Below are 23,100 nucleotides of genomic sequence, written 5' to 3'. Positions count from 1 at the left end.
TTTTTCCAGCGTGGCAACGGTGATATCGTGTTGCCCCCGCTCGATCGCCGAAAGATTGGGCCGCGGAATGCCCGTTCGCGAGGCGAGTTCTTCCTGGGTCAGGCCACGGACCTGCCGCCAGGCGCTTATCTGTTGGGCCAACATATTACATAATGTAGTATAAATAGTACAATTTGTCAATATCCGGAAAAAGGGAAGATAAGTTCTTTGAGACAGGAAAACATGCATTGGGTCGCGGCGGGGGTCAACGACTCAGCGCAACCAACATGTCTTGGGATCTATTTTGAGGATTGATCAGACCCCTTTTAATCTCGGCAAGGCTCTCACCGTATTTTGCCCTGTTTTGCGCCCGTCTTTCTTCTTCCGCCGGGCCGCGGTCGTTAACGAGGGGAAGAGGGTCGAGGTTCATCTGTTCATAGTGGTTGATCGTGTTGGCAAAGTACCAAGTCATGCCGTCTTCATCGAGGATGTCGTGGAATTTTTTGTTGGCCGCGGCTTTGGCTAGATTTTCCGTGTCGATTTCGTCCGGGTTCTTGTAGAGATACTGGGCAAAGGCGGCTTCCAGCTCACGGAATCGGGTTTTTTTGGATCCGTCGATCCGATCGAGATAGGCACCGAGCCTTTCCTGGTCTTCATAACCGTTATGTAAAGCATAGAATGCTTCAGCAGCCAAAGCTCCCGTAAGCGCTCCCCCAACAAATCCTACAACGCCTCCCGTGAGAATGCCATTGAGAGTGGTAGGGCGATGTACATAGAGTATTGAAAAAGTGAAGATGGTTCCACCACCTAATGACGCAAGCCAGAGAGGTATAGCTTGGTCACCCTCGCGGATCGTGAAGCTCAAATCTTTTAACAATTTGTCCTGCTCTTTGGGTTTCAACGATTCGAAGCTCGGTATTTGGCGCACTTCACGGACAAAACGCCCGACCTCCCGCTCGAGAGACGGCTTGAATTGTTCGGGTGTTTTGTTGAAAGAAGTGGTGCAAAATTGAAGGGCCTCACGGTTACCGAGGGCGATGTCGGAGAGTTGCGCGATTCCCTCACTCTTTGTCAGGTCTATTTGAGACAGATCCGTTTTTCTTCCTTTTTGAACATCTTGAACAAACTGGGTACAGTCCATAATACCTCCGGGATGTTATTGTTGCTTGATTTAACCCATCCGCCTTTGATAGACCTCTTTTTCCTGTGAGTAAACCAAAAAATACGGGGGCAGTGGATGATTTGGGGTTGCCTTTCATCCCATATGTAGCTACAATTAGCCTATGTATCCACATTTATCCAGTTCGGCGCAGATGGTGAGCACGGGTATTCGCCAGTTGAAAAACAACCTGAGCCGCTATGTCTCCTCGGCAAAAGAGGGGAAAATTATTTTGATTACCGAACATGGCAAGCCGGTGGCCCGGTTGGTTCGGGAGGCCTCCCGGACACCCACTTTGCGCGACCGCCTGGCCCCTCTGGCCTTGAAAGGGTTGGTACATCTGCCCGAGCGGGATCTTTCCAGGGATTTTCCCAAACCCGTTGCCCTTAAAGGGGGGCGCCTTTCCCACTGGGTTGTCGAGGACCGCCGATGATTTTGTACCTCGATACCAGCGCCCTGGTGAAAAAATATGTCCTGGAACCGGGTTCCGGAAAGGTGATCGACCTCTGGCGGGAAACGGAGGGGATTGCCGTTTCAAAAGTCGGCTATGCCGAAGTTATGGCGGCCTTTCATCGGAAAAAAAGGGAAGGGGGGTTGACGGGCCGGCTGTTTAGCCGCACGGCGCGTTCGTTCAAAAACGACTGGAAAAGTTTCATCCGTGTCGACGTTTCGCCGGAATTGGAGAAGCTGATTGATCGGCTGGTTTCGAAATATCCTTTGCGCGGGTTCGATGCCATTCATTTGGCCTCCGCCATTGCCGTAAAACGGGCCATGAAGGTTAATTTGGTCTTCGTTGCCGGAGATGAGCGCCTTCTTAATGCGGCCCAGAAGGAGCGTCTGCCGGTCCGGAATGTGAGCGAATGAGTAAACCAAAAAAATATCAGGGGACGGCCGACTACATCGCCTCCGATGAACTTCAGCAGGTGGTGAATGTCTCTTTGGCCATCGGTCGGCCTCTGCTTTTGAAGGGGGAGCCGGGAACAGGAAAAACCCTGCTGGCAGCCTCCATTGCCGATTCGTTGAACCGCCCCCTCATCCGATGGAACATCAAATCAACCACAAAAGCGCAGGATGGGCTTTATTTCTACGACACGGTTCAACGTCTAAACGACAGCCGGTTTGGTGACGGCGATGTGAAGAATATCAAGCGCTACATCAAGCTGGGCAAAATCGGCGAGGCCTTTACGGCGGACGAACCGGTGGTTCTGCTCATCGACGAAATCGACAAGGCCGATCTGGAATTTCCCAACGACCTTCTGGCCGAGCTGGATGAAATGCGTTTTTTCATCCCCGAAACAAAAGAGGAAATCAGGGCAAAGCAGAGGCCGATGGTGGTCATTACCTCCAACTCCGAAAAAGAACTCCCGGATGCGTTCCTTCGCCGTTGTGTTTTTCATTTCATCGAATTTCCCAACCCTGAAATGATGGGTCGAATCGTGAAGGTTCATTTTCCCGACCTCGAATCGAAGACAATTCAGTCAGCGCTGAAAAAATTCTACGAGATCCGGTCCCAAACCCATTTGCGAAAGCCCCCTTCGACCTCCGAGCTGATCGACTGGCTCCATGCCCTGGTCGCCATGAGTATCGATCCCGAAACCCTGTTTAAAGAAACGCCGCTGATGGGGGTATTGTTGAAGAAGGAAGAGGATATGGTGGTTCCGGCGAGGGTGAGGCGGATGTGAATCGTAGGGGCGAGGCTTGCCTCGCCCTGGGCAGGGCAAGCCCTGCCCCTACCGTATGTTATTAACCTTCCTTTATACATTACGCGCCCTTAAAATCCCTGTCGGGACCCAGGAATGGCTGGCCCTGATGGAGGCCCTGATCAAGAATCAGGGCGATTCCTCGCTCACCCATTTTTACCAGGTTGCCCGGTCGATCCTTGTCAAATCCGAAGCCCTCTACGACTCCTTCGACCAGGCCTTTCTTATCTGTTTTAAGGGGTATCAGGGAAATTTTGACATCAAGAAAGAACTTCTCGACTGGCTCAACAAGAGTCTCGATCCATCACAGCGTCCCCCTCTGCCGCAAATTCCTCCGTTGGCGCTGGAGGAACTCCGCAAGAAATTTCTCGAACGGCTCAAAGAGCAGATGGAGGAGCATCATGGTGGAAGCCATTGGATCGGCACCGGCGGCACATCGCCGTTCGGCCATTCAGGTTCGCATCCCTCCGGCATCCGGATCGGCGGGCCCGGTGGCGGAAGGTCGGCCGTCCAAGTGGCTGAAGAACGGCGATTCGCCAATTACCGGCAGGACCGCATTCTCGATACCCGTCAGTTCAAGGTGGCTCTCAAGCGTTTGCGCAAGCTCGATTTTCACGGTGAGGCGACCGAATTAAACATCGACAAGTCGATCGACAAAACCTGCAAGAACGTCGGTGAAATCGAACTGGTTTTTCAGCCGCCGCGGAAGAATCAGACCGAGCTTCTTCTGCTGATGGATGTCGGCGGAAGCATGGACCCGTATGCCGAGCTGATGGAGGCGCTCTTTTCGGCGGCGCATGCCTCCACCCATTTCAAGGCCTTCAGGCATTTTTATTTTCACAACTGCATCTATTCGCGCCTCTACAACGACATGTTCCGCCGCGAGTTTATTTCAACCGAAGAGCTTTTCAAAACCTACCGAAAATCGTTTCACGTCGTCATTGTGGGGGATGCCTGCATGAACCCGTACGAGCTTTTGGCGCAGGGCGGGGCCATCGAGTATTGGGAGATGAATCAGCGAACCGGGCTGGAATGGTTTCGGCTCATCAAACAGCACTATCCATCGACCGTCTGGCTGAATCCCGAGCCGGAAGATTATTGGGGACATCATACCATTGAGGCGATCAAGCGGGTTTTTAAAATGTATCCCCTGACGGTTTCCGGCCTGACCGAGGCGGTGGATGATTTGCGGGGGGAACGAGTCAATACCGCCTGAAAAAGGCTGAAAAAGGCTTTATTGACTTCATTTTAAAGACTCTTTTATACTTCCCTTGCTATGGCATGGACCATGAAAGTCATTACGAAGCGGCGCGGAAAAGAAGATCCAATTGCCGAAGGAGCCGCGATGTTGCGGTTGGTTCGGCAATTGAGGGGTGATGCGTTAATTCCCAGAGGGGTTTACCGTTTTAAATCGATGGAAGAGGCTGATCGATGGATGATTCACAAAATGGCGAATACTCGCGTACACCTGTTCTCGAAGACGTGATATCGATTTGCGATTCTTTGAACAAGGCAGGAGTCAATTACATTGTCATCGGCGGCATTGCCGTCATTTTGCACGGCTTTGGCAGAGGCACCAAAGATATCGATCTCCTCGTGGATGCTTCAGCCGAAAATATTCGCAAGATTAAAAAGGCGCTCTCGATACTTCCCGACAATGCCATCTCACAAATTCAGGACGACGAAGTCCGGCGCTACTCTGTTGTCCGTGTTGCCGATGAAGTGGTCGTCGATTTGATGGCCAAGGCCTGCGGGATCGGCTATCGGGAGGCGGAAAAGGGCGTTGAGTGGAGAAATATCAGCGGGGTCAAAATACCGGTTGCCGGCAAAGAGTTGCTCATTAAAATGAAGGACACGATTCGTCCCGCCGACAAAATGGATGTTGATTTCCTCAAAGCTGAAATAGAGGCGGAGAGTAAAAAAAGACCTGACCGAGGCGGTGGATGATTTGAGGGGGGAGAAGAAATCAGATCCAATCGGCCCATGGTGATTTGTTGGCGGACCAGCCCATGGCGTTGCGCACAAATTCGAAGTTGTCATACCACATGTCGCCCAAGGTTTTTTCTTCGCCGTAAGCGGCTGTTTGGGCCTTGGTGACCCCGTAATTGATCAGGGAACCGGCCGTAACACCTCCAACAGCCGCCAATGTTACTGGATGGCGAGCCGCCGCTGACGCCAGCGTTACGGCGCGCATCGAGGCAAATCGCGACAAAATAGAGGCCCCTTGCCATCGGGCGAAGGCACACAGGAAAGAAGCGGTTCCTCCGATCACCGATCCGTGAAACGAGGCGTCGCTGTCAGGGGCGATTAAATGCCCTGCGTATCCTCCCGCCAGCGCACCCGGTATGGCGGCAGGGAGCAGAGGAAGCGTTTGAGGGCTTAATGCCAGCATTTGCCAGAGACCCAAAGCGTTGACAACCCCAAAGACCGTTTTCTGATCCGACTTTTCAATGCCCAAGAGATACATGGTCTCTTTGCCGGCCATCAGGAGACCACTCCAAATAAGGGATCCAACTACGGTGGAATTGCGCTCCATTTCAAGCTGGTAATTTCTGGGATCGGATAATCTCATTGCTTTTTCTCGGATCGAGTCAGCCTTAAAAAAAGTTGCGTCCTATTTTCAAAAAATTATGGATTAGTAATTAGGAGGGCATCATCGGTTATTATCGAAAATGTCGGTTCAAAGTCAGCCCTTGAAATGGGAAGATAAAAGTAGTATAGATGGAGTATGAAAGCAAAGGCATCAATCACACTTTCGGAGGATACTCTTAAGGCGCTGGACGCACTGGGGGGAGAGTTCAAAAACCGCTCGGAGGCCATCGAAAACGCGGTGGTCTTTTTCCTCGACAGCCGGCGCGCCAAAGTCCGGGAACAAAAGGACCTCAAGATTCTCAATCAAAAGGCGGACAAGCTTAATCGGGAGGCGAAAGAGGTTCTTTCCTATCAGATCGAGGTATGAAGCGAGGCGATTTATACCGGGTGTACAAGCCAGGCAAGGCCGATCCAAGGCGGTTCCGGGTTTTTATTGTTGTGAGCCGCCAAGTGCTGATCGATTCCCGGTTTTCCACCGTCATTTGCGCCCCCGTCTATTCCCGCTTTGACGGTTTATCCACTCAAGTACCGCTCGGAACCTCCGAAGGCCTCAAACACGATAGCGCCATCCATTGCGACGAGCTGGTCAGCATCCAAAAATCCCGTCTTACCAACTTTATTGGCACTCTCTCGGACAAGAAAATAGGGGAACTCGATAAAGCCCTCTCCATTTCCCTGGCTCTGGATAACATTTAATCAATTCCAACGTTCATCCAAGAGGCTCCAAAAATGCTTCCAACGGGTTAATGACGCGCAGGTTTCCCCGCGAATAAGACCTTTTCAGGTCAGCCACGATCTGGGCGGCCTTGGGTGGTTTCAGGCGTTCGGCATAATAGGCCAGCGAACGATCCACCTCGCCATCACCATACTTGGCCTCAACCAGTTCCTCCAATTTTTCGTCCCTGAAGACGGCAAAGTCGACCTCCCGCCCCTCTTTGTCGCGGATATATTTTAATTCGTACCGGTATCCCCGGCTGTCTTCCGCGAACTGGATTTTTTTCAACAAATGGGTGGCCACAAGATTTTCAAAACGGGCCCCTTCATTCCCCAACACGTCCCCATTGTCGTAAAAATAGACCTTTGGCGGCTTCAGCACGGCCCGCGGAAGATTTCTGGCGTGCGGCCTGACAACAAAGACAAGGCACATTCGTTCCAGCACCTCCAGCCAACCCTTGAGCGTTTGCGGCGCGACTTGAAGATCCTCGGCGATGTTGGAGAGAACCGTGGGGCTCCCCACGCGGCTTCTCAAGGCATCCACAAAGAGACCCAGCAGTTGAATGTTTTTGACCGATTCGAGGTCTCTGACATCGTCTTTGAGGACACGGTCGAAACGCTCGCGGCGCCATCGGCGCGCCTCCTGTTCGTCGTTGTCGAAAAAAGGCTCCGGAAAACCGCCGACGGTCATCAGGCGCTTAAACGCCTCGTCCGGCCCGATTTTTTCCGGAATTTCGGAGAGGGTGAAAGGGTGGAGGCGCCAGTAGTGGTAGCGCCCCATGAGCGAATCCCCCCCCCGCCGATAAACGTCCAGTCGGGCGCTCCCCGTCACCAGAAAGCGGTGATTCTTCTTTTGGGTATCATAGAGGCCCTTGATCCAGTTTTTCCAGCGGGGATATTTATGGAGTTCATCGAACACCAAAAGCGTATCCCGGTCGCTCCATTTTTTTTTCAACAGATCGCGGCGGTGTTCATCGTCATCCCAGTTGAAATAGACCCCTCCGGTGTTTTTGGACAGATATTTTTGGAGGATGGCCTCGGCCAGCGTCGTTTTGCCCACCTGCCTTGGGCCGCCGATAAAAACCATCTTTTTTTGAAGATCCTTCAGGATGAGGGGCTCCAGGTAGCGCATGATGGCTATTTTAACGTGTATTATATTTCAGTCAAGTCTCTTTTAAAGCATGCTTTAAAATAGCCATATCCGGGACATTAAACCTTAAATCCATTCCGCCCAGGGGGATTTGTTGGCCGACAGGGGTGTTACCCAAAACGGGAAAACGGGAAAACCATTGAAAGTGGGCGAATGATGTGTGGAATGTCTGGAAGTCCGGGCAGAAAAAGGTTTGCCTCCAACAGCGACCATCCGTGAAATTGAGGTCCGCGTTTAATGCCCCCCGTTCCCGTCCTGAAACCCCGTGAGGTCATCCTGCGTTGACGGCGGGTTAGATAAAAAAATTTGATATCCTGCCCCGGATCGTGCATAGAACACATGAGTGCAAATTCAAGCAATCAGGGAAAAATGGAAAAAAGGTCTATGGGAGATGACCCTTCATGCCCGCAAGCGAATGGGCCAGCGAAAAATTACCGGCAAGGAAATCGGGGAGATCGTCATGCAGGGGGAAATCATCGAAACTTACCCCGATGACAAACCCTTCCCATCGTGTTTAATATCAGGTACAATTCGGGGCGGTTTTCCGCTTTACGTTGTTTGTGCCGTCAGCGACAAGGTGCATGTGATTACCGCCCATTGGATGGATCCCAAAGTATGGCTCGATCCAAAAACAAGAAGGGAGAAAAAGAATGAAAAAATCTGACCGGTGTGCCTCGTGCGGCGGACTGCTTATGAGCAAAAAAATCAACTTTGACCAGCATTGGGGGAGTGACATCGTAGTCTTTGAAGCGGTGCCCGCCCGTGTATGCGTTTTGTGCGGGGAAGTTTGGCTAAGTTCGCCTGTCCTCAAAAAGATGGACCGGATCCTGTTGGAGAGGCGAAAGCCTTGTCGCAGGCTCTCTGTTCCTGTCTGGTCATTGGAGAGGTTAAAAGCGGCCTGATGTATGATTAAAATTTCCCAACTCACTGTCGAGCAGATAAAGGAAAAACGGGACAAGAAGGAAAACTTCCGTCTCATCGACGTCCGGGAGAAAAGCGAATACGAAATTTGCCGGATTGACGGTTCCACGCTGATTCCTCTTTCGGAATTTGCGAAAAGGGCGTTGAATGAACTCAAACCCGAAGACGAAATCGTCATCCACTGCCATCACGGCGGCCGGTCGCAAAAAGCCTGCGAATATCTGGCGAGCCAGGGGTACAAGAAAGTGGCCAACGTGGCCGGCGGCATCGAGGAATGGTCTCTCAAAATTGATCCCAAAGTCCCGCGATACTAAAAACTGCATGACCCAAAATTTAAAATCGTTTAAGCCGGCCGACAATTCACGCTTATTCTCGAACGATCCCGGTTTCCAGGAGCTCCTCTCGTTTGTTTGCGATGAGAGAGAGGCAGATCGTCTCACCTCGGTCCTCACGGCCTGGGAAAAAAAGCTTCCCGCTTGGAACGATCTCTCCAACGAGGCGGCGCGGCCCGAAAAACTGCCGCGCGTGGAAAAATATGACCGGGTCGGCAACCGGCTGGAAAAGGTTGTTTTTCCCCCGGAGACAAAAACCATTCGCAGGGAAGTCGTCGAGGCGGGCATCTTTTCCAATCAATCGGAGGTCGAAAAATTCGCAAAGATCTATCTTCTGGCCCAGATCGGCGAGGGGGGAGTGACCTGTCCGCTCGCCTGCACCGACGGGTTGATCCGTGTTGTCCAGGCCTTGGGCTCCGATTTTCTCAAAAAAGAATATCTCCCCAAACTTTTGTCCGCCGAATACCCGCTGTCGGGGGCGCAATTCATCACGGAACAATCGGGGGGTTCGGATGTGGGGGCCATTGAGGGGACGGCGCGTGAAAACAAAGACGGCAGTTGGGCGATCACGGCCGAAAAATGGTATTGCTCCGCCTACGACGAATTTTTTTGCCTGGCGGCAAGGCCCGACGGTTCGCCGGAGGGGACCAGGGGGGTCGCCATATTTTTTGTCCCACGGCTCATCGACGGCAAGCCGAACAACCTTTCCATCCGTCGCCTGAAAAACAAGCTTGGGACGCAATCGCTCCCGACCGCCGAGGTCGATTTTGAGGGATCGAAGGGGTGGCTCATCGGCAAAAAAGAGGACGGCTTTTACAACCTGATGAATTACATCCTTAACGTCTCCCGCATTCATAACGCCGCCAACAGCCTGGCCCTGCACCGGCGGGCATTTGTGGAGGCGCTGAATTATGCCGGGCAGAGGGTGGCCTTTGGGAGCTGCCTCATCGATTTTCCCCTCATTCAACAGTCTCTCTTGTCGGTTCTTGCCGCGCTCACCGCGAGAAGGGGGCTCTTTTTCTCCCTCCTTGCCGGGATCGACAAACAGGGCCTTTTGCCGGAAGAGAGGGAACAACGCCTCTGGCAGAGGTTTCTCATCAATCTGATGAAATACCGGACGGCGTTTCAGTTGACCGGGATGGTGAAGGAGGCGATTCTGGTCTTTGGAGCCAACGGGATTATCGAGGATTTTTCCATCCTGCCGCGCCTTTTGCGCGACAGCCTGATTGTCGAAACGTGGGAAGGGCCGCACAATGTCCTCTGTCTGCAGATTTTAAGGGATGTCGGTCGCTTCGATTTTTTCAGCCGCTTCAAAAAGGAGATCGGCCGGATCGTTCAATCGTGGCCCGCGGGGACGCTGGATGAAAGCCGGAAGATTTACTTGAACGCCGTCAAAAAAGCGGAGGAGTTGTTCACAAAAGAGCGTCCGGCGGACAAGGTCTGGGTTCAAACGCACGCCCGCCGGATTGTGGATCATTTGGCCGATCTGCTGGAGATCGGCGGCCTCGTTCGTCAGGGGATCACTCAAAAAAACAACCGCCTTCTCATTTTGGCGGCCCATTTAACCCACGAATCCTTCCGCGGGCCGTTGGCCGGGTTTGAAAATCCGGTCATCAAAAACCTGCCGCAATTCGGCCTCGATCTGGTTTCCGAAAAACCGGTGAAAGGTGATTTGAAAGGGTTTTAATGGCGAATTTCAGAATATCAGAGGTTTGGAAATGAATTCCGGTATCTTGAGAGTCTCGTTAACCGATTTTCCTTTTCGCATTCATTAAACAGTCTGGAGACTTCCTCTTCAGAATACCGTCCATCGCCCGGTGAATCGTCGAAGCGCAAAACGTTTCGTTGAAGCCATTCATTCCGGTCCATGGCGGTATCCCACAGGAGTGTAGCTTGTGCTTTACGCACAAAATCGAATTGACAGGCAACATTATCCCACCACGACTCTGACTGACACTGCAATGCATCGTGCTCATTGATCAATGGCTCGACAAGTCTTGCCCTGGCAAGTTCCTCCATTTGATTTAAAGGAATATCTGCCTTCTCATGGGCAAGACGGGTGGCAATATCCGCCTCTGTAAGATCCACTTCTGAAACCGATTGAATGGGTTTTGGATCCGGCATAGTGAATATATTATCGGCAGGTGGATAAAAAAGTTGCGTACTTTTTTATCCATTTTTTTATCTATTTGAAATCACTTGCATATTTTAAACAAAAAACCCCGTGAGATAGGCGGGAGTCGCCATCTCACGGGGTGAATGATGCCCAAACTGTTCGCTTCTTTTATTCCTTGGCGACTTTTCCGTCCTTGATCACCAGGTTTTCACCGTCAACTGCGTCGGCGCTTGAGCTGGTCGACTTCACCATCACCGTGCAGGGGCCCGCTCCGAGGTCGGATACGGTGGAGCCGGCAATGCTGGTGTCGGTGGTAGTGCCGGTGGGACCGCATTTGGTCTGGATCTCACGGCTGTCGGAATCCGCGTTGCGGAGTTTGACCGCGGCGGACGAGACGCTGGATACGGCAAAGGCAAGAACGAAAACGAGTAATGCTGAAAGTTTCATAGTTTTTGTCTCCTTATATTAGTTGTAGTCGATTGAAGTTACTTCACTTTCTTTTTCATCTCCGCTCCCACCTCGCTTTATCCTCCCTCTCGTCAATAGCAACTCTCGCCATTTTACTGGCCTGTTGCCATTGCAGGTTTGGGCCCCCATGATCCTTAATCCTCCCTATTCGGTCGGCGGATCATGGGTCCCCCGGTCGGCGCTCGGCGGGAACCCTCCTTATGGCTTAATTAAGGTTAAGGTGGCCGGATTTAAACGAATTTTCAGGATTCGGCAAGACAATTTTGTGGAAGGGGTCTAACCCCTTGACATCATTGGATTCCATAAGTAGGTTCTTGAGAGTCTATGACAGGACAAGTCAGTCAAAAAGAAATCAGCGGTTCGGAGTCGGCGAAACTCTGGAAAAGGTGTCTTTCCGGCAAAATGCCGCCCTCTTGGGAAAAGGAAATCGGCGATTTCGAGACCGAGATGTTCCTCAAAAAGCAAGGCAAGATCGAGGATAAGGTCTTTGCCGAAACCCGCCTAAGGCGGGGTGTGTATGGACAACGATACGACAACGGCAAGCGCCACGATGGCAAAGAGGACCGCCCAATTCCCTATCCGACCCTGGGGAAACTTTCAAAAGGGCCCATGACCGAGTGGGACGCCCCCGGCATGCAGAGGATCAAAATCCCGTGGGGAGGGTTGAACCCGGACCAAATGGATGTGCTGGCCGATCTCGCCGAGGAATATTCCGATTCCATCTGCCATGTGACGACAAGGCAGGATATCCAGCTCCACTATGTTCATATCGAAGACACACCGTCGATTTTTCGCCGTCTGGCGGCGATGGGCATCACCACCCGCGAGGCCTGCGGCAATTCGGTCCGCAACGTCACCGCCTGCCCGATCGCCGGAGTCTGCAGTGAGGCGGCCTTCGATGTGACCCCCTATGCCGACGCGATGTTCCGCTTTGCGCTGGCGCATCCCGATATTCAGGACTTTGGACGAAAATTCAAAATCGCCTTCTCCGGTTGCAAAAACAACCCATGCGGTCTCGTTACCATCCACGATATGGGTTACATCGCCGCAAAAAAAATTGTCGATGGCGTCGAAAAGAAAGGTTTTGAGATGGTTGTCGGCGGGGGGTTGGGACCTCTGCCATATCAGGCAAAACTTTTTTCTGAATTTATCCCTGTGGAAGAAATGCTCCCGCTCGCGCAGGCGGTCTGGCGCATCTACGCCCGTTACGGCGAAAAGAAAAAGCGCAACCGGGCGCGCATCAAATTCCTTGTCGCCGACTGGGGAATCGAAAAATTCAAACAGATGGTAATGGATGAGAGAGCCAAACTTCCGGTCGATCCGCGCTGGAAAGAACTGATTTCGCCCGTCGAAAAATATGAGGAACGGCCTTTGAAAACCCCTTCTGCCACCCGCCCCCTGACCCCCTCCCCTCAAGGGAGGGGGGATTATGAGCGTTGGCTAAAAACCAATGTCCGGCCCCAGCGGCAGGAAGGATATTATCTGGTCGTTGTCTCGCTTCCGCTCGGAGACATTACCTCCAACCAGATGCGCGACCTTGCCGCCATCGCCCGCAAATATATTCGCGACACGGTCCGGACGACGGTGGAGCAGAATATAGTCCTCCGCTGGGTGGCTGAAGGCGACCTGCCGGCCCTCTACGATGACCTTAAAAAAATCGATCTTGCCCAACCCTTTGCCGGGACCATTGTCGACATCACCGCCTGCCCCGGTACCGACACATGCAAACTCGGAGTATCCTCCTCCCGTGGGCTGGCCGGCGAATTGAGAACCCGCCTGGCCGAAAAGAGCGTTCAAATGAACGAGGCGGTCAGGAATCTTCATATCAAAATCTCCGGCTGTTTCAACTCCTGCGGCCAGCACCATATCGCCGACATTGGATTTTACGGCGTCAGCCGAAAGGTGGGAAATTATGTTGTCCCTCATTTTCAACTGATTCTTGGAGGACAGTGGACGGAAAATGCCGCATCGTATGGGATGGCCGTTGTCGGTATCCCGTCAAAAAATATTCCCGCCGTGGTGGATCGCCTCGGTGAAATGTATGTGAAGGGGCGACAAGGGGATGAAAAATTTCAGGCGTTCATTCAGCGTGTGGAAAAAATACAATTGAAGAAGGCCTTGGAGGATCTGACCGTTGTTCCAAGCCATGACGAGAATCCGTCATTTTATGTCGACTGGGGGGATGTTCGCGAATACACCATCAGCGATATCGGCAAAGGGGAGTGCGCCGGGGAGGTGGTCTCGCTCACCGACTTCGGCCTCAAGGCGGCCGACCGCGAACTGTTTGAGGCGCAGGTGCAGTTTGAGGCGGGAAATTTGGAGAAGACGGCATCCCTTGCCTTCCACGCCATGGCGACGGCGGCGCAGGGGCTGATCAAAGGGCAAAATCCGGATGTTTCAAACGATCCCGAAAAAATCATCATCGAATTTAAAACCCGTTTCTGCGACACGGAGATTTTCTATGACCGTTTTGCCCGTGACCAATTCGCCAATTATCTCTTCCGGGCGCAGGCGGAAGGGCCTGCGGGCTTAAACAAAGAGAAGACCCAACAGCGCATCGAAGAGGCCCAGCTCTTTATCGATGCCGCCTACAATTGCCATGCGCGGATGAGTATGGAACAGACTTCCCCCCTCCCTTGAGGGGAGGGGGTCAGGGGGCGGGTGATCTCGAGTGCACCCTCTCCCCAACCCTCCCCCCTCAAGGGGGAGGGAATTTTTCATGAACCTCCAAAAAATAAACTGGAAAATCTATTTTAAAAACCCCGAGGCGGCTTGCCGCGTGGCGGCCAAGCCCGATATTTTTTTCAAGGTTTTCAACAGCTGGATTCCCAACAGTCCCGAAATTTTTGTCGATGTGGCGGACTACAAGCATGTCCACGACGGGCCGCTTATCCTTTTGGCCGGATATTACGCCGACTATGCCCTCGACCTGACCTCCCGGAGGCTCGGTTTTTTGTATAGTCGTAAACAACCGATGGAGGGATCAGCGAAGGAAAAGATCAAGTTATCCCTCCTTGAAATTTTGAAAGCGGCGGATCGGCTTGAGAACGATCCCGCTTTTGAAGGAAAGCTCAAGTTTGCAACAAACGAATTTCTCTTTATCATCAACGACCGGGCGCTGGCGCCGAACACGCCGGAGACCTTTACCGGGATTAAGCCAGTTCTTCAGGATGTCTTGTCTAAAGCCCTTGAAAATAAAGAATTTAATCTGGAGCATTTGTCCAATCCGAAACAGCGTTTTTCCGTCAAAATGACCGCCAAGCGGGAAGCAGGTTTGAAAGAGATGATTGACCGGTTGTCGTAACATGTCTCAACGTTTCGCCCCCATCGACCAATTCGATCCCCAATTCCTCGAAAAAATCCGCCCTCTCTTCTGGCCGATGGAGAAATATTTTCGTTACGAGGTCCACGGCTTAAAAAATCTCCCCAAAAAAGGGCCGGCGCTGGTGGTGATGAACCACGGCATCATCCCGTATCACGGTTTTTTGTTCGCCAAAAAACTGGTGGATGAACTCAAAATTTATCCCCGGGGGCTCGGGGCCGATTTTTTGTTCGACATCCCCTATGTCCGCGATTTCTTTTTAAGGGGAGGGGCGCTTCCGGCCAGCCCGAAAAATGGAGAGGAGTTGCTCCGTCAAAAACATATCCTTTTGTTGTCGCCGGGGGGAATTTATGAGGCGCTCGTCGCAAAAACCGGATTGAGACGCATTCCGTGGGAGCGCCGGAAGGGATTCGTCGAACTGGCCGTCAAAATGAAGGCGCCGATTATTCCCAGCTACTGTCAGGGGATCAATTCCGTCTATTACAACAGCTATTTTCTCCTCAAATGGCGGATCAAGATTTTCGAAAAAACCCGTTTCAGCCTGCCGCTCTTTTTGGGTTTGGGGCTTCTACCATTCCCGCGAAAATTGATTCAACTGGTGGGAAAACCGATTAAAACGATACGTAGAAAAGGGGAGAATCAAAAAAAACAGGTTGAGAGGATTCATCGGGAAGTGCTGGGTGCGATGGCGGAACTGGCGAAGAAGAGGGAACGGTGACGAGATCATTGCATAAAGTGTCGAAGTCTAAACACATCGAATGCCACTCCGAGGTAATAGTTTCGAGAGGCATCTAATGTTAGGGGATCATTATCCCATTGACGCCCAAGTTCGAGGGAGATGGCTCCTTCAGCAAAATTAAATTGTCCGCCAACCCCAAAAAATAGGGCGGGATAGAGCAAACCGTCTGAAGAGACAAGCGGGCTGGGTATCGGTTCTCTGAAGGCCGGCCCAGAAAACATGAATGCGCCTATATCAAAAAGGCCCGTCGACTCGCCAAGGGTGAGGCCGACTCTCGTCAGGCCCTCATAATTCTGTGTTCTGAATCGCATACCGTCAAAAAACCGTTTATTCCGCTCCATGCCCAACCCGAAACCGTACGACAAGCTTATACGTGGATGATCAATCAAATGTATCCGATTTCCTACTTCGAAAAGAACTCCGTCGTTCCAACCGTCAAGATTGACAGTCTTTGAATCGCCAACGTCAAACGTACTGTCGGCCGGCCCAAAATAGTACATCCATCTCCACAACCCGTGGCTGTTTATCTTTGAATCCAACAATTTCCGCATAAGCCGGGATTCTTTTTTGGATAGGGTGATCTTGAGGGGGGTAATGCCCGGAACCTCTTTAAGGGGAGGGGGATTTCCCCACAAATCGCGGCGTTCCTCTTTCTCATTCGGGACTGGCGGCGGATCGGTCACGCTGACCCCTCCGTTTCCGGTTGAGATCTCAAGTCGGATGACATCTGGAACCTCTCTCACGGGCGTTTCGCGATCTAGCCGCTCGTCGAGCAGTCCCTTGTAGAACTGGACCTCCTGTTTTGATGACTCCAGAAGCGCCAAGGTCTTGAAAGCGAAGGCCTGGCTCCCATAGGGGATGTGGGGAAGCTGGTTCCAGATGTTGCGAAAGTGGCCGTTGCCAAAAAGATCGGCCGAGGCGATTATCTCTTTGTTGCTCCTTTCGGTTCGGCACAAGGTTTCGTAATGGATAAGCCATTCCCTGTAGGCCTCGACAAAAAGAGGCATTTCTTCCACGATGGGGATGATGCTTGCAAGGAGTTTTCTATTTTGATCCGTGATCCAGGGCGAGTTGGCGAGATGGTCCCCGATGGTGTCCAAGACATGGTAGGACTGCTGATTCATAGTCCTTGTCAAAGCGTCAATCTCAAGATGCGCCATCTCCGGTTGAGGGTGCTCGCCCTTTCCCTCCATATTCTCGACATATTTAATGGCTTGAAGAATCCTAAGTAGCTCCTTAGTTGCGTGAATGTTCTCGTAATATCTATCGATTTTTTCCACAGCGGCCAAATAGGCCTTTTCGAGTTTAAGGGCTTCACCTTCCATGCCCCCTTCAACAAGAGCCAGTTTCACCACGCTCATGAAAAGGCGTATGTAGAGCTGGGCATCTTCAACCATGGCCGGAATCACATCCTCTGCCACCACAAAATCGTGAATGGTTCCCGACCTGGTCTTGATGCCTTTGTCGACATCAAAGAGAAGACGGAACTGATTATTCCATGGGGTTTCCGGCGTTCCAAACTCCTTCAGCGCCGGATCGTCAATATGAGCCAGAGCGTCTCTTAAGGAACAAAGATGGGGTTTAATGGCTTCCAGCTCACGGTCAACGGCTTCGGTTTTGCCGGGGACGGAAGAGGGATCAATCCCCCGGTATTGGAACTCGAAAACCAGTTTGTTTGATTCCCTGTTTTCCACACCGTATTTAAGAAGCATCATTTCATTGGGATAATCGGTCGCCGAGGGGACCGTGATTTCGGGAAGGGGGGTCAAACGGGCAATGCCGTATTTTTTGGCGTACTCGTTGCTTGCAAGATCAACATAGTCGCGCTTGTGGGTGTGTGCCCCAATGTAGGCGATCACCGAATCGTCCGACAGAATTTTGTTAAGGCCGGACGACTCCACCTTGTATTCCATCGATGTGACCGGGTAGTGCCCCCCAAGCACAAAGAGGGCCCCTGGTTCCCTTTTTTTGACATGGGCCATAAAGGCCTGGATCAACTTAACCTGAATGGGAGAGACCTTTCCCGTGAGTGCACCGACAAGGGTAGGGGTACGGAGATAGTCCATGGTATCGAGGCCGATAAAATACACCGGGTAAATGCCGTCGGCGGTCTGGAGATCGGCCATCTTGATCGCGGAGGTGTAGAGGAATGTTTGCTCCGGCTCGCGGCTTCTTAATTTATATTTATGCCAAAATTTAACGGGGGCGTGGTAGCTTCCGTCATGTTCCTGTTTCCAAAAGGTGGAATAGACCTGTTCCTTATCGCCCCATTTTTGTTTTTGACCTCCTTTTAGCCTGTAATGAGACGGGCTCGAGGAGAAAAGCGGCACCGGATCTGCCTTATGGCCAAGAATATCTCTGAAGATCAATGGAATGAGTATTGCCTTGTCGAGACGCTTTTCTACGCCTCCCACTTCGGGGCCATGAATGTCGCTGGCATAGTGGCGGTTTCCCTGCAGATTAAGAATAAAGGTCAGGAGCCCGCCAAAGGTGCCTGATCGCGCGGAGCCCGCGTGAAGGACTTCGTGGTTACCAACCATAAAAAGGCGCGTGCGATTGTTCGGATCGGCTGTTTCAAGACGTCGCAGTGTATCAACAAAAAGATACCATTCCTCGAGGCTGGCGACATCAGCGACATCTCCCGTTGAAATCATTCCTTGGAAGACGGGCCGGAGCTCATCGGGAATCGACTCGCGGATCAGCGTCTCATGAGCCGATGGGGCAAACAGCGTGACCGCCGGGAGCCGGTGACCCGCCGCACGGGTATTAAGGGCGAGGGAACGGTAAAAACCCTGAATATAAGGAACAACATAATATTGATTGTCTCCAATAAAGGCAAGTGCGTGAAGATCCTGGTTTGGCGCCTGTTCGGGGACCGGTGGCTGTTGCGACGGCGCATAAATTTCCGGAAATTCTGGATCAGGACCAAGGGAGGCGCTGGCGCCAATAGGCGGCTCTTCGGGAGGCAAGGGGGTTGCCCCGGTGACGGGAGGAGTGTCCATAGCTTGTTGAAACCTTGACTATGTGAAAAAAACCTTCAACCTGTTATCCAGCTAAAATCTTGCCAAAATAAGGATTTAATGCCTCCAATCAAGGCCGGTGTAAAAGAAAACCTCTCCGTCCGTCGAAAAAAGGTCGTGGCGGTCAAACCCCATATAAAAGTTCACCCCTTTTTCGAGGTCGTGGTTTCCGAACTGCAGTTCGAGAAGGTTCAACTGATTATGGAAATAAAAACCGGCATCGGGATAAACCTGTAGCCCGCCGCCCAAGGAGAGGGTCAACGCACGGACAATGAGGGAATCGGAGAACGGCCAGTCGATAGAAAGCGGCGGCAGTTGGACGGCGGCATACATCTTGACCCTGTGCTGATTGTCGATCACCTTGTCGATCACTCCCACTTCCCCTCCCTGAATCAAAAGGCGGGGAACGGTTCCGATCTGGTCTTCACTGAACAGATACTGGCCGCTCCCCCCAAATAGGAGATGATGGACTTTCAATTCCTCCTTTGGCCAGCCCAGGGAGGGCCAGCCGCCAAAACCGCGGAGACGAAGATGTGGATTCAGCCGGGTGGGGGAGATATAAGGATGAACGACCCGGTCATCATAGCTGGGGTAGATATTCAGACTGTCCGGATTGGAGATGTACGCCGTTTCCTGGGGGTTGGAACGCGCTTCAAGACGCTGTCTGTTCTCCTCAAGATCGAGTGTCGCCCGCGGGTTGTTTTTTTTGTTGTCTTCCCACTCTTTTGTCAACCGGTCGTTGTGCAGGGGTTCGGAGTCCACCTCCAGACGGACGAAATGCCGATCCGGATTTTCCGGATCCTGCCCGATTTTTTTCACAACATAAAAATGTTCCTCTCCCGAAACCAGCCCTTCCGGGTTGAGGCTCATTCTTGTAAAGACAGGGGGGAGCCTTCCTTTCTTTTTATCGACATTGTTATAGACCCCCGCCGAGCCGACCTGCCAGGCGAATTTCCGGTTTTTCAGCTCATCCGCCGTTTCCCCGGTCAACTGGTCGGTTTCGGGAGAACAGGCGCCGGTACATGGATCTTCCGGAAACCAGAAATGACGGACATCCGCCAGATTTGAGCCGTCTATCCTTTCCAATGTCTCCCGGATCGGGCCGCGGTAGAATTGGGGCCGGTTTTGATCATCGACACCGAAGGCATAGGCGTTTCCATCATAGTGGGTGTGGCCGGCAAGATGAAGGCGGATATTCGGGTTGTCCACGATTATCTGCAGGAGCTGGCTTCCATGCGCCGCTGTGTTGAAAGTGAGGTCCTCGTTTTCTCCGGTTTTTTCCAGGGACGCTATTTTGCGTTCCGAATCGTACGGCGTTTGGTTGTCTTTGCCGTTCACAAGCGGGGCATGAGAAAGAAGGACCGCATGGGATTCCTTTGCCAGCTCTTCGGCAAGCCATGACACCTGAGTAGGCAGGGGGCCCCTGACGTCGGGCGATTGACGCGACAGTGTTTCCAGGAAGGTGGTCCCATGGAGATAAGGGGTGTGAAAGGGCCAAAACTGCAATTCCCGATAGACCGGGTCGTCCTGCCTGAAATGGGCCCAGTCGGCCCCTCCCATGTCGGTGAAAATGAACCGGGCCTCCCTGGATTTTGGATCTTCCGCGTCCCCGGCGCCGAAATTCACCACAAAATCATGAACGGGATTGATGAGATCGTAATAGGCGATGGAGGTGCTGGGGTCTTCGATGATGGACTTCAGGGTATTTCCGGTTTTTTTTGGCAGGAGTTTTTTGACCTCCTTTTTTCCAAGGTTGAAATTCTCCGCGGTCAACTGCGCCGGAAAGGCCTGGGGAAGGACGTCATGGTTTCCCAAAAGGACAAAGACAGACGCCTCGATCCGGTCGAGAAAATCGGCCAATAAATTGAAATTGGAATCTTCAAGGCTCCCCGGTGTTTTCTTGTCCTGTCCCACGTAATCGACGCTGTCGCCCAAAATCTGCACCCAGTCCAGTCTCCCCGCCAGGCATTCTTCATTCAACCAGGGGATGATCGCCTCGTCAAAATCGGCGTTGGCATTGTTAAACCTAAGATAGAGGCCCTCTGCCTCCTCTTTTCTTTTTTTCCCGGGATTGAGAAGCGCCGCTTCCATTTTATCGTTCTGCTCCGCGAGATGGAGATCGGCCAGGGTAACCCCGTAAAGGGTATCCGGGTTGCCCCCCGGGTCCTGCCTGTCGAACAGAACGAATCCTCCGCGACGCATCACCTCCACGAGGCCGTCGGCCGATTCCTGAATCAGGTCGAACTTACGGACATTACGGTTTCCGGCGATTTTTCCCGTTTCATCCGGGACCGTCCGGAACTCTTTCCCGAACAGGGCCTCACGGTCATTGGGGAGCTTCACGGCGACCATGAAATAATCGGTGTTTTCACCGTAAAGGGCCCGGAGATGGGCCAGATCGGGCCTGAAGCGGAGCGCGCCCCGGACTTGCGGGTCAAGATAGGGAAACGATTTTTCGGGATCCACGATCATTTCAAATGCGGAATCGTCGGGATTCCTTTCTCCCCCCTGGGGGACAAAAGGGCGGATCGAAAGGCGATGATCCTTTTTCAGGTTTTCGGCCGCCCCGCGGGCCGTTTGCCCCTTTTCGGCGGCGACGAGAATGTAGAAATCTTTTCCAAAACCATCGGGGCTCTCGCTTTGAAAGAGATCATCGTCGTTGACCAAGACCGGGTTTCCCAACGCCCCCTCGACAATCCGGACATCCTCCCCCTCCACCGGATGGAGTGGCGATCCGATGAGGGTCGGTTTGACGGGGTCTGTTTTTGTCTGGTGTCCCATAAGTTTATTCGTCCGCTTTCAGTTTATTCAGCGACTCCCTGATGGCGGCGGCGACTTCGAGGTCTTCTTCAAGTGCGAGGCGTTTCTCCAGGGCCTCCCGCATTGGTTCTGCAACGGGACCCATTTCACCCAGGGCGACGGCCGATGCCTCGCGGACCTGTTTGTTTTCGCTTTCGAGGGCGATGGAGAGATCGTCCAGCGCCGGCTCGCCTATTTCGACCAGGACCTTTATGGCTGACCAGACAACCTCCGGGTCGGGATCGGCCAACATGGCGATAAGGCCCTTCACCACCGGCTCACCCATTTGGGCCGCTATTTTGTCGATCCGATCGTTGCCCAATTTTGGGATCAAAAGAGGAAAAGAGAAGTCTTTCATTTCCACCAGAATTTTTTCGATCGCTGACATGACTTCGGGCGCTTCGGATTTCGGATCGAGCGCTTCGAATTTTACGATCAGCGGCGCGGCGGCGGGGAAGCCGATTTTCACGATGGTTTTGGCAACGGCATCGCGGAGGTCGGATCGGGCCGGATCCGTCAGAAGGGAGATCAATTTGGGAACGGCCGGTTCCGCGTGCACTCCAAATTCACCGATCAGTTCCACGACGGCGCGGACCAGGGAAGGATCATCGCTTTCCAGCATTGAAACGACCACCGGCACGGCGCGGGGTCCCATGGCAACCAGCGTTTTTTTGATCCGGCCTCGCGCCTCCTCGTCCGGATGGTTCAAAAAAAGGACAAGGGGCGGAATGGCGCCCGGGCCCAGTTGAATTAAAATCTTCGCGATCCTTTCGGCCGCGGTTTTTTGTTCCCCGTCGACACCCCTTCGGGATAAAGAGGCCATTTCCTCCGCCAATTCAGGCGCCGCCCCCGGACCCATCGCGGTAAGAATTTTTTCCGCATCTTTTTCGGTGCGCGGATCCTTAAGAAGCGGAATGATATCGGGGACGCAGGAGGGGCCGATCGATACGAGGGCGTCGGCAAGCGCGTCGCGTTCGACGCTGTCCGCCTTCAGGGCGGCGATCAAATAGGGGACCGCCTCGGCCGCCTTCAACTTTCCAAGGGCCCCGGCCGCCTCTTTTCGAACCTCGGGCGCCTCGTCTTTTTTGCTCAAGAGGGCAATCAGCCGGCGAATCGCCGCAGTGTTTCCGAGTTCGCCGATCGCTGCGGTGTTTCCAAGTTCGCCAAGAAGCCGGGCCGAGTACTGTCGAATTTGTTGCTCCACATTTTGCGCCCCGACAAGAACAGGATCGATCATTTCGGGCGACTTTTTAACCATGGTTGAAATAAGGGCCATTAACCTCTCGCAAAATTTCCAATCGGGCGAGTTGAGGGCGCTCACCATTACGGGAAGGGCCTCTCCCCCCCAGTTTAGGAGGGCCTTCTCCGCCGCCCCGATCAACTGTGGATGGCGCTCCTCTTTGAGGCTGATGATGGCGGCGCGGATGACACGAATTTCCTGCGGCTCATACCCTCCCAAAATTTCCATTGCGGCGGCCCTGACCCACCAGCTTTCGGATTTGTTCCCGGCGATATCGGCCAACGGCCGAAGGGCCTCCGTTCCGATCCGGTCGAGCGCTTCAATGACAAGGGGCCGTCTTTCGGCCGGCCATTCCCGAAGGGCCGAAATGAGCGAATCGACGGCCGCGACGGCGGAAGGCCCGATTCTCCCCAGCGCCCAGGCGGCATCCTGCCTGACCCACCATTCCTCGTCCTTAAGCGCTTTAACCAGTGCGGGAACGGCCGGAGCCGCAGCGTCGCCAAGCCGGCCAAGGGTTCGCGCCGCCGCCCGGCGGACCAGCCACGACTCGTTTCTTCTTAAGTCCTTGTCCAATTGGGGGACAATCGAGTTTTGGACTTCTTGTGGCCCCATCGTTTGTGCAATCAGGAAAAGAGAGTCGCAGATCGCCGGGACCATATTGGGGGACCAGATCAGCGAGCCGGAGAAGAGGGCGGATACAATCCTGTCAGCCTCATCGGGGTCCGCCCCGGCGTCCGCGAGCTTGCCCAAGGCGACAACGGCGGCAACCCGGACATGCCCATCCTTGTCCTTCCGGGCCTCAATCAGTTTGGGCACGGCGCTTCGGGCCGGCGTCCCGATTTCACCCAG

Annotated in this window: 23 protein-coding genes; 14 read left to right on the top strand and 9 right to left on the bottom strand. The window is 53.1% G+C overall.

The genetic code is table 11. The annotated features are described in order from the left end of the window. The coding region (locus tag HYU99_07340) for a helix-turn-helix transcriptional regulator (GenBank protein MBI2340159.1) at positions 1–144 on the bottom strand (144 nt) is incomplete at its 3' end. Between the two features lie 100 nt (positions 145–244). Then, positions 245–1,120 carry a hypothetical protein gene (locus tag HYU99_07335; protein MBI2340158.1) on the bottom strand — a complete coding sequence of 292 codons (876 nt, stop codon included), beginning with the start codon at positions 1,118–1,120 and terminating at the stop codon, positions 245–247. A gap of 172 nt (positions 1,121–1,292) precedes the next feature. On the opposite strand from HYU99_07335, the gene HYU99_07330 reads away from it, so the two are divergent. From HYU99_07330 to HYU99_07310, 5 genes are all read left to right on the top strand, one after another. Further along, entirely contained in the window at positions 1,293–1,571 is a 279-nt protein-coding gene (locus HYU99_07330) for a type II toxin-antitoxin system prevent-host-death family antitoxin (GenBank protein ID MBI2340157.1), read from the top strand. Further along, entirely contained in the window at positions 1,568–2,002 is a 435-nt protein-coding gene (locus HYU99_07325) for a type II toxin-antitoxin system VapC family toxin (GenBank protein ID MBI2340156.1), read from the top strand. Before HYU99_07330 ends, HYU99_07325 begins: the two co-directional genes overlap by 4 nt. Then, complete coding sequence (locus tag HYU99_07320; GenBank protein MBI2340155.1) at positions 1,999–2,820, top strand: MoxR family ATPase; 822 nt, start codon at positions 1,999–2,001, stop codon at positions 2,818–2,820. The genes HYU99_07325 and HYU99_07320 overlap by 4 nt, the downstream gene beginning before the upstream one ends. Before the next feature lie 55 nt (positions 2,821–2,875). Then, the gene (locus HYU99_07315) at positions 2,876–4,054 is read left to right on the top strand and encodes a VWA domain-containing protein (protein ID MBI2340154.1); all 1,179 of its coding nucleotides are present in this window, start codon (positions 2,876–2,878) and stop codon (positions 4,052–4,054) included. A gap of 311 nt (positions 4,055–4,365) precedes the next feature. Next, positions 4,366–4,785 carry a hypothetical protein gene (locus HYU99_07310; protein MBI2340153.1) on the top strand — a complete coding sequence of 140 codons (420 nt, stop codon included), beginning with the start codon at positions 4,366–4,368 and terminating at the stop codon, positions 4,783–4,785. Between the two features lie 19 nt (positions 4,786–4,804). Here HYU99_07310 and HYU99_07305 read toward each other — a convergent pair whose 3' ends face one another. Further along, complete coding sequence (locus HYU99_07305; GenBank protein ID MBI2340152.1) at positions 4,805–5,323, bottom strand: hypothetical protein; 519 nt, start codon at positions 5,321–5,323, stop codon at positions 4,805–4,807. A 243-nt stretch (positions 5,324–5,566) separates the two neighbouring features. Between HYU99_07305 and HYU99_07300 the strand changes: the two genes are divergently transcribed. After that, entirely contained in the window at positions 5,567–5,797 is a 231-nt protein-coding gene (locus HYU99_07300; protein MBI2340151.1) for a hypothetical protein, read from the top strand. Beyond that, positions 5,794–6,126 (top strand): type II toxin-antitoxin system PemK/MazF family toxin, encoded by a 333-nt coding sequence (locus HYU99_07295; protein MBI2340150.1) that lies wholly within the window; start codon positions 5,794–5,796, stop codon positions 6,124–6,126. The genes HYU99_07300 and HYU99_07295 overlap by 4 nt, the downstream gene beginning before the upstream one ends. 13 nt (positions 6,127–6,139) lie before the next feature. Here the strand turns inward: HYU99_07295 and HYU99_07290 are convergent, their stop codons facing one another. After that, complete coding sequence (locus HYU99_07290; GenBank protein MBI2340149.1) at positions 6,140–7,276, bottom strand: ATP-binding protein; 1,137 nt, start codon at positions 7,274–7,276, stop codon at positions 6,140–6,142. Positions 7,277–7,637: 361 nt separating this feature from the next. Between HYU99_07290 and HYU99_07285 the strand changes: the two genes are divergently transcribed. From HYU99_07285 to HYU99_07270, 4 genes are read left to right on the top strand one after another with little or no spacing between them, the layout of a single operon-like run. After that, a complete protein-coding gene (locus HYU99_07285) occupies positions 7,638–7,958 on the top strand; it encodes a DUF4258 domain-containing protein (GenBank protein MBI2340148.1) in 321 nt (106 codons plus the stop codon). Then, positions 7,945–8,196 (top strand): type II toxin-antitoxin system MqsA family antitoxin, encoded by a 252-nt coding sequence (locus HYU99_07280; GenBank protein MBI2340147.1) that lies wholly within the window; start codon positions 7,945–7,947, stop codon positions 8,194–8,196. Before HYU99_07285 ends, HYU99_07280 begins: the two co-directional genes overlap by 14 nt. Positions 8,197–8,199: 3 nt before the next feature. Then, complete coding sequence (locus HYU99_07275; GenBank protein MBI2340146.1) at positions 8,200–8,529, top strand: hypothetical protein; 330 nt, start codon at positions 8,200–8,202, stop codon at positions 8,527–8,529. 7 nt (positions 8,530–8,536) lie between these two features. Continuing rightward, positions 8,537–10,234, top strand: a complete 1,698-nt coding sequence (locus HYU99_07270) for an acyl-CoA dehydrogenase family protein (GenBank protein ID MBI2340145.1) — start codon at positions 8,537–8,539, stop codon at positions 10,232–10,234. Between the two features lie 17 nt (positions 10,235–10,251). On the opposite strand, the gene HYU99_07265 is transcribed toward HYU99_07270, so the two are convergent. Both HYU99_07265 and HYU99_07260 read right to left on the bottom strand, forming a co-directional pair. Then, the gene (locus HYU99_07265) at positions 10,252–10,671 is read right to left on the bottom strand and encodes a hypothetical protein (protein MBI2340144.1); all 420 of its coding nucleotides are present in this window, start codon (positions 10,669–10,671) and stop codon (positions 10,252–10,254) included. 160 nt (positions 10,672–10,831) lie between these two features. Further along, a complete protein-coding gene (locus HYU99_07260; GenBank protein ID MBI2340143.1) occupies positions 10,832–11,110 on the bottom strand; it encodes a hypothetical protein in 279 nt (92 codons plus the stop codon). A 345-nt stretch (positions 11,111–11,455) separates the two neighbouring features. Between HYU99_07260 and HYU99_07255 the strand changes: the two genes are divergently transcribed. The 3 genes from HYU99_07255 (at position 11,456) to HYU99_07245 (ending at position 15,171) form a co-directional block, all read left to right on the top strand. Next, complete coding sequence (locus HYU99_07255; protein ID MBI2340142.1) at positions 11,456–13,771, top strand: nitrite/sulfite reductase; 2,316 nt, start codon at positions 11,456–11,458, stop codon at positions 13,769–13,771. Positions 13,772–13,850: 79 nt separating this feature from the next. After that, entirely contained in the window at positions 13,851–14,435 is a 585-nt protein-coding gene (locus HYU99_07250; GenBank protein MBI2340141.1) for a hypothetical protein, read from the top strand. A 1-nt stretch (position 14,436) separates the two neighbouring features. Then, a complete protein-coding gene (locus HYU99_07245; GenBank protein MBI2340140.1) occupies positions 14,437–15,171 on the top strand; it encodes an acyltransferase family protein in 735 nt (244 codons plus the stop codon). 5 nt (positions 15,172–15,176) lie between these two features. Here the strand turns inward: HYU99_07245 and HYU99_07240 are convergent, their stop codons facing one another. The 3 genes from HYU99_07240 to HYU99_07230 all read right to left on the bottom strand — a co-directional run bounded on the left by HYU99_07240 (position 15,177) and on the right by HYU99_07230 (position 23,067). Beyond that, complete coding sequence (locus tag HYU99_07240; GenBank protein ID MBI2340139.1) at positions 15,177–18,194, bottom strand: hypothetical protein; 3,018 nt, start codon at positions 18,192–18,194, stop codon at positions 15,177–15,179. A 75-nt stretch (positions 18,195–18,269) separates the two neighbouring features. Next, positions 18,270–20,993, bottom strand: a complete 2,724-nt coding sequence (locus HYU99_07235) for a metallophosphoesterase (protein ID MBI2340138.1) — start codon at positions 20,991–20,993, stop codon at positions 18,270–18,272. A gap of 4 nt (positions 20,994–20,997) precedes the next feature. Further along, positions 20,998–23,067, bottom strand: coding sequence for a HEAT repeat domain-containing protein (locus HYU99_07230; GenBank protein MBI2340137.1), 2,070 nt, complete (start codon positions 23,065–23,067; stop codon positions 20,998–21,000). Positions 23,068–23,100: the final 33 nt, after the last annotated feature.

The organism is Deltaproteobacteria bacterium (assembly GCA_016183175.1).
Classification (GTDB): domain Bacteria; phylum UBA10199; class UBA10199; order UBA10199; family SBBF01; genus JACPFC01.
This window is presented reverse-complemented; position numbering and strand designations above follow the sequence as displayed.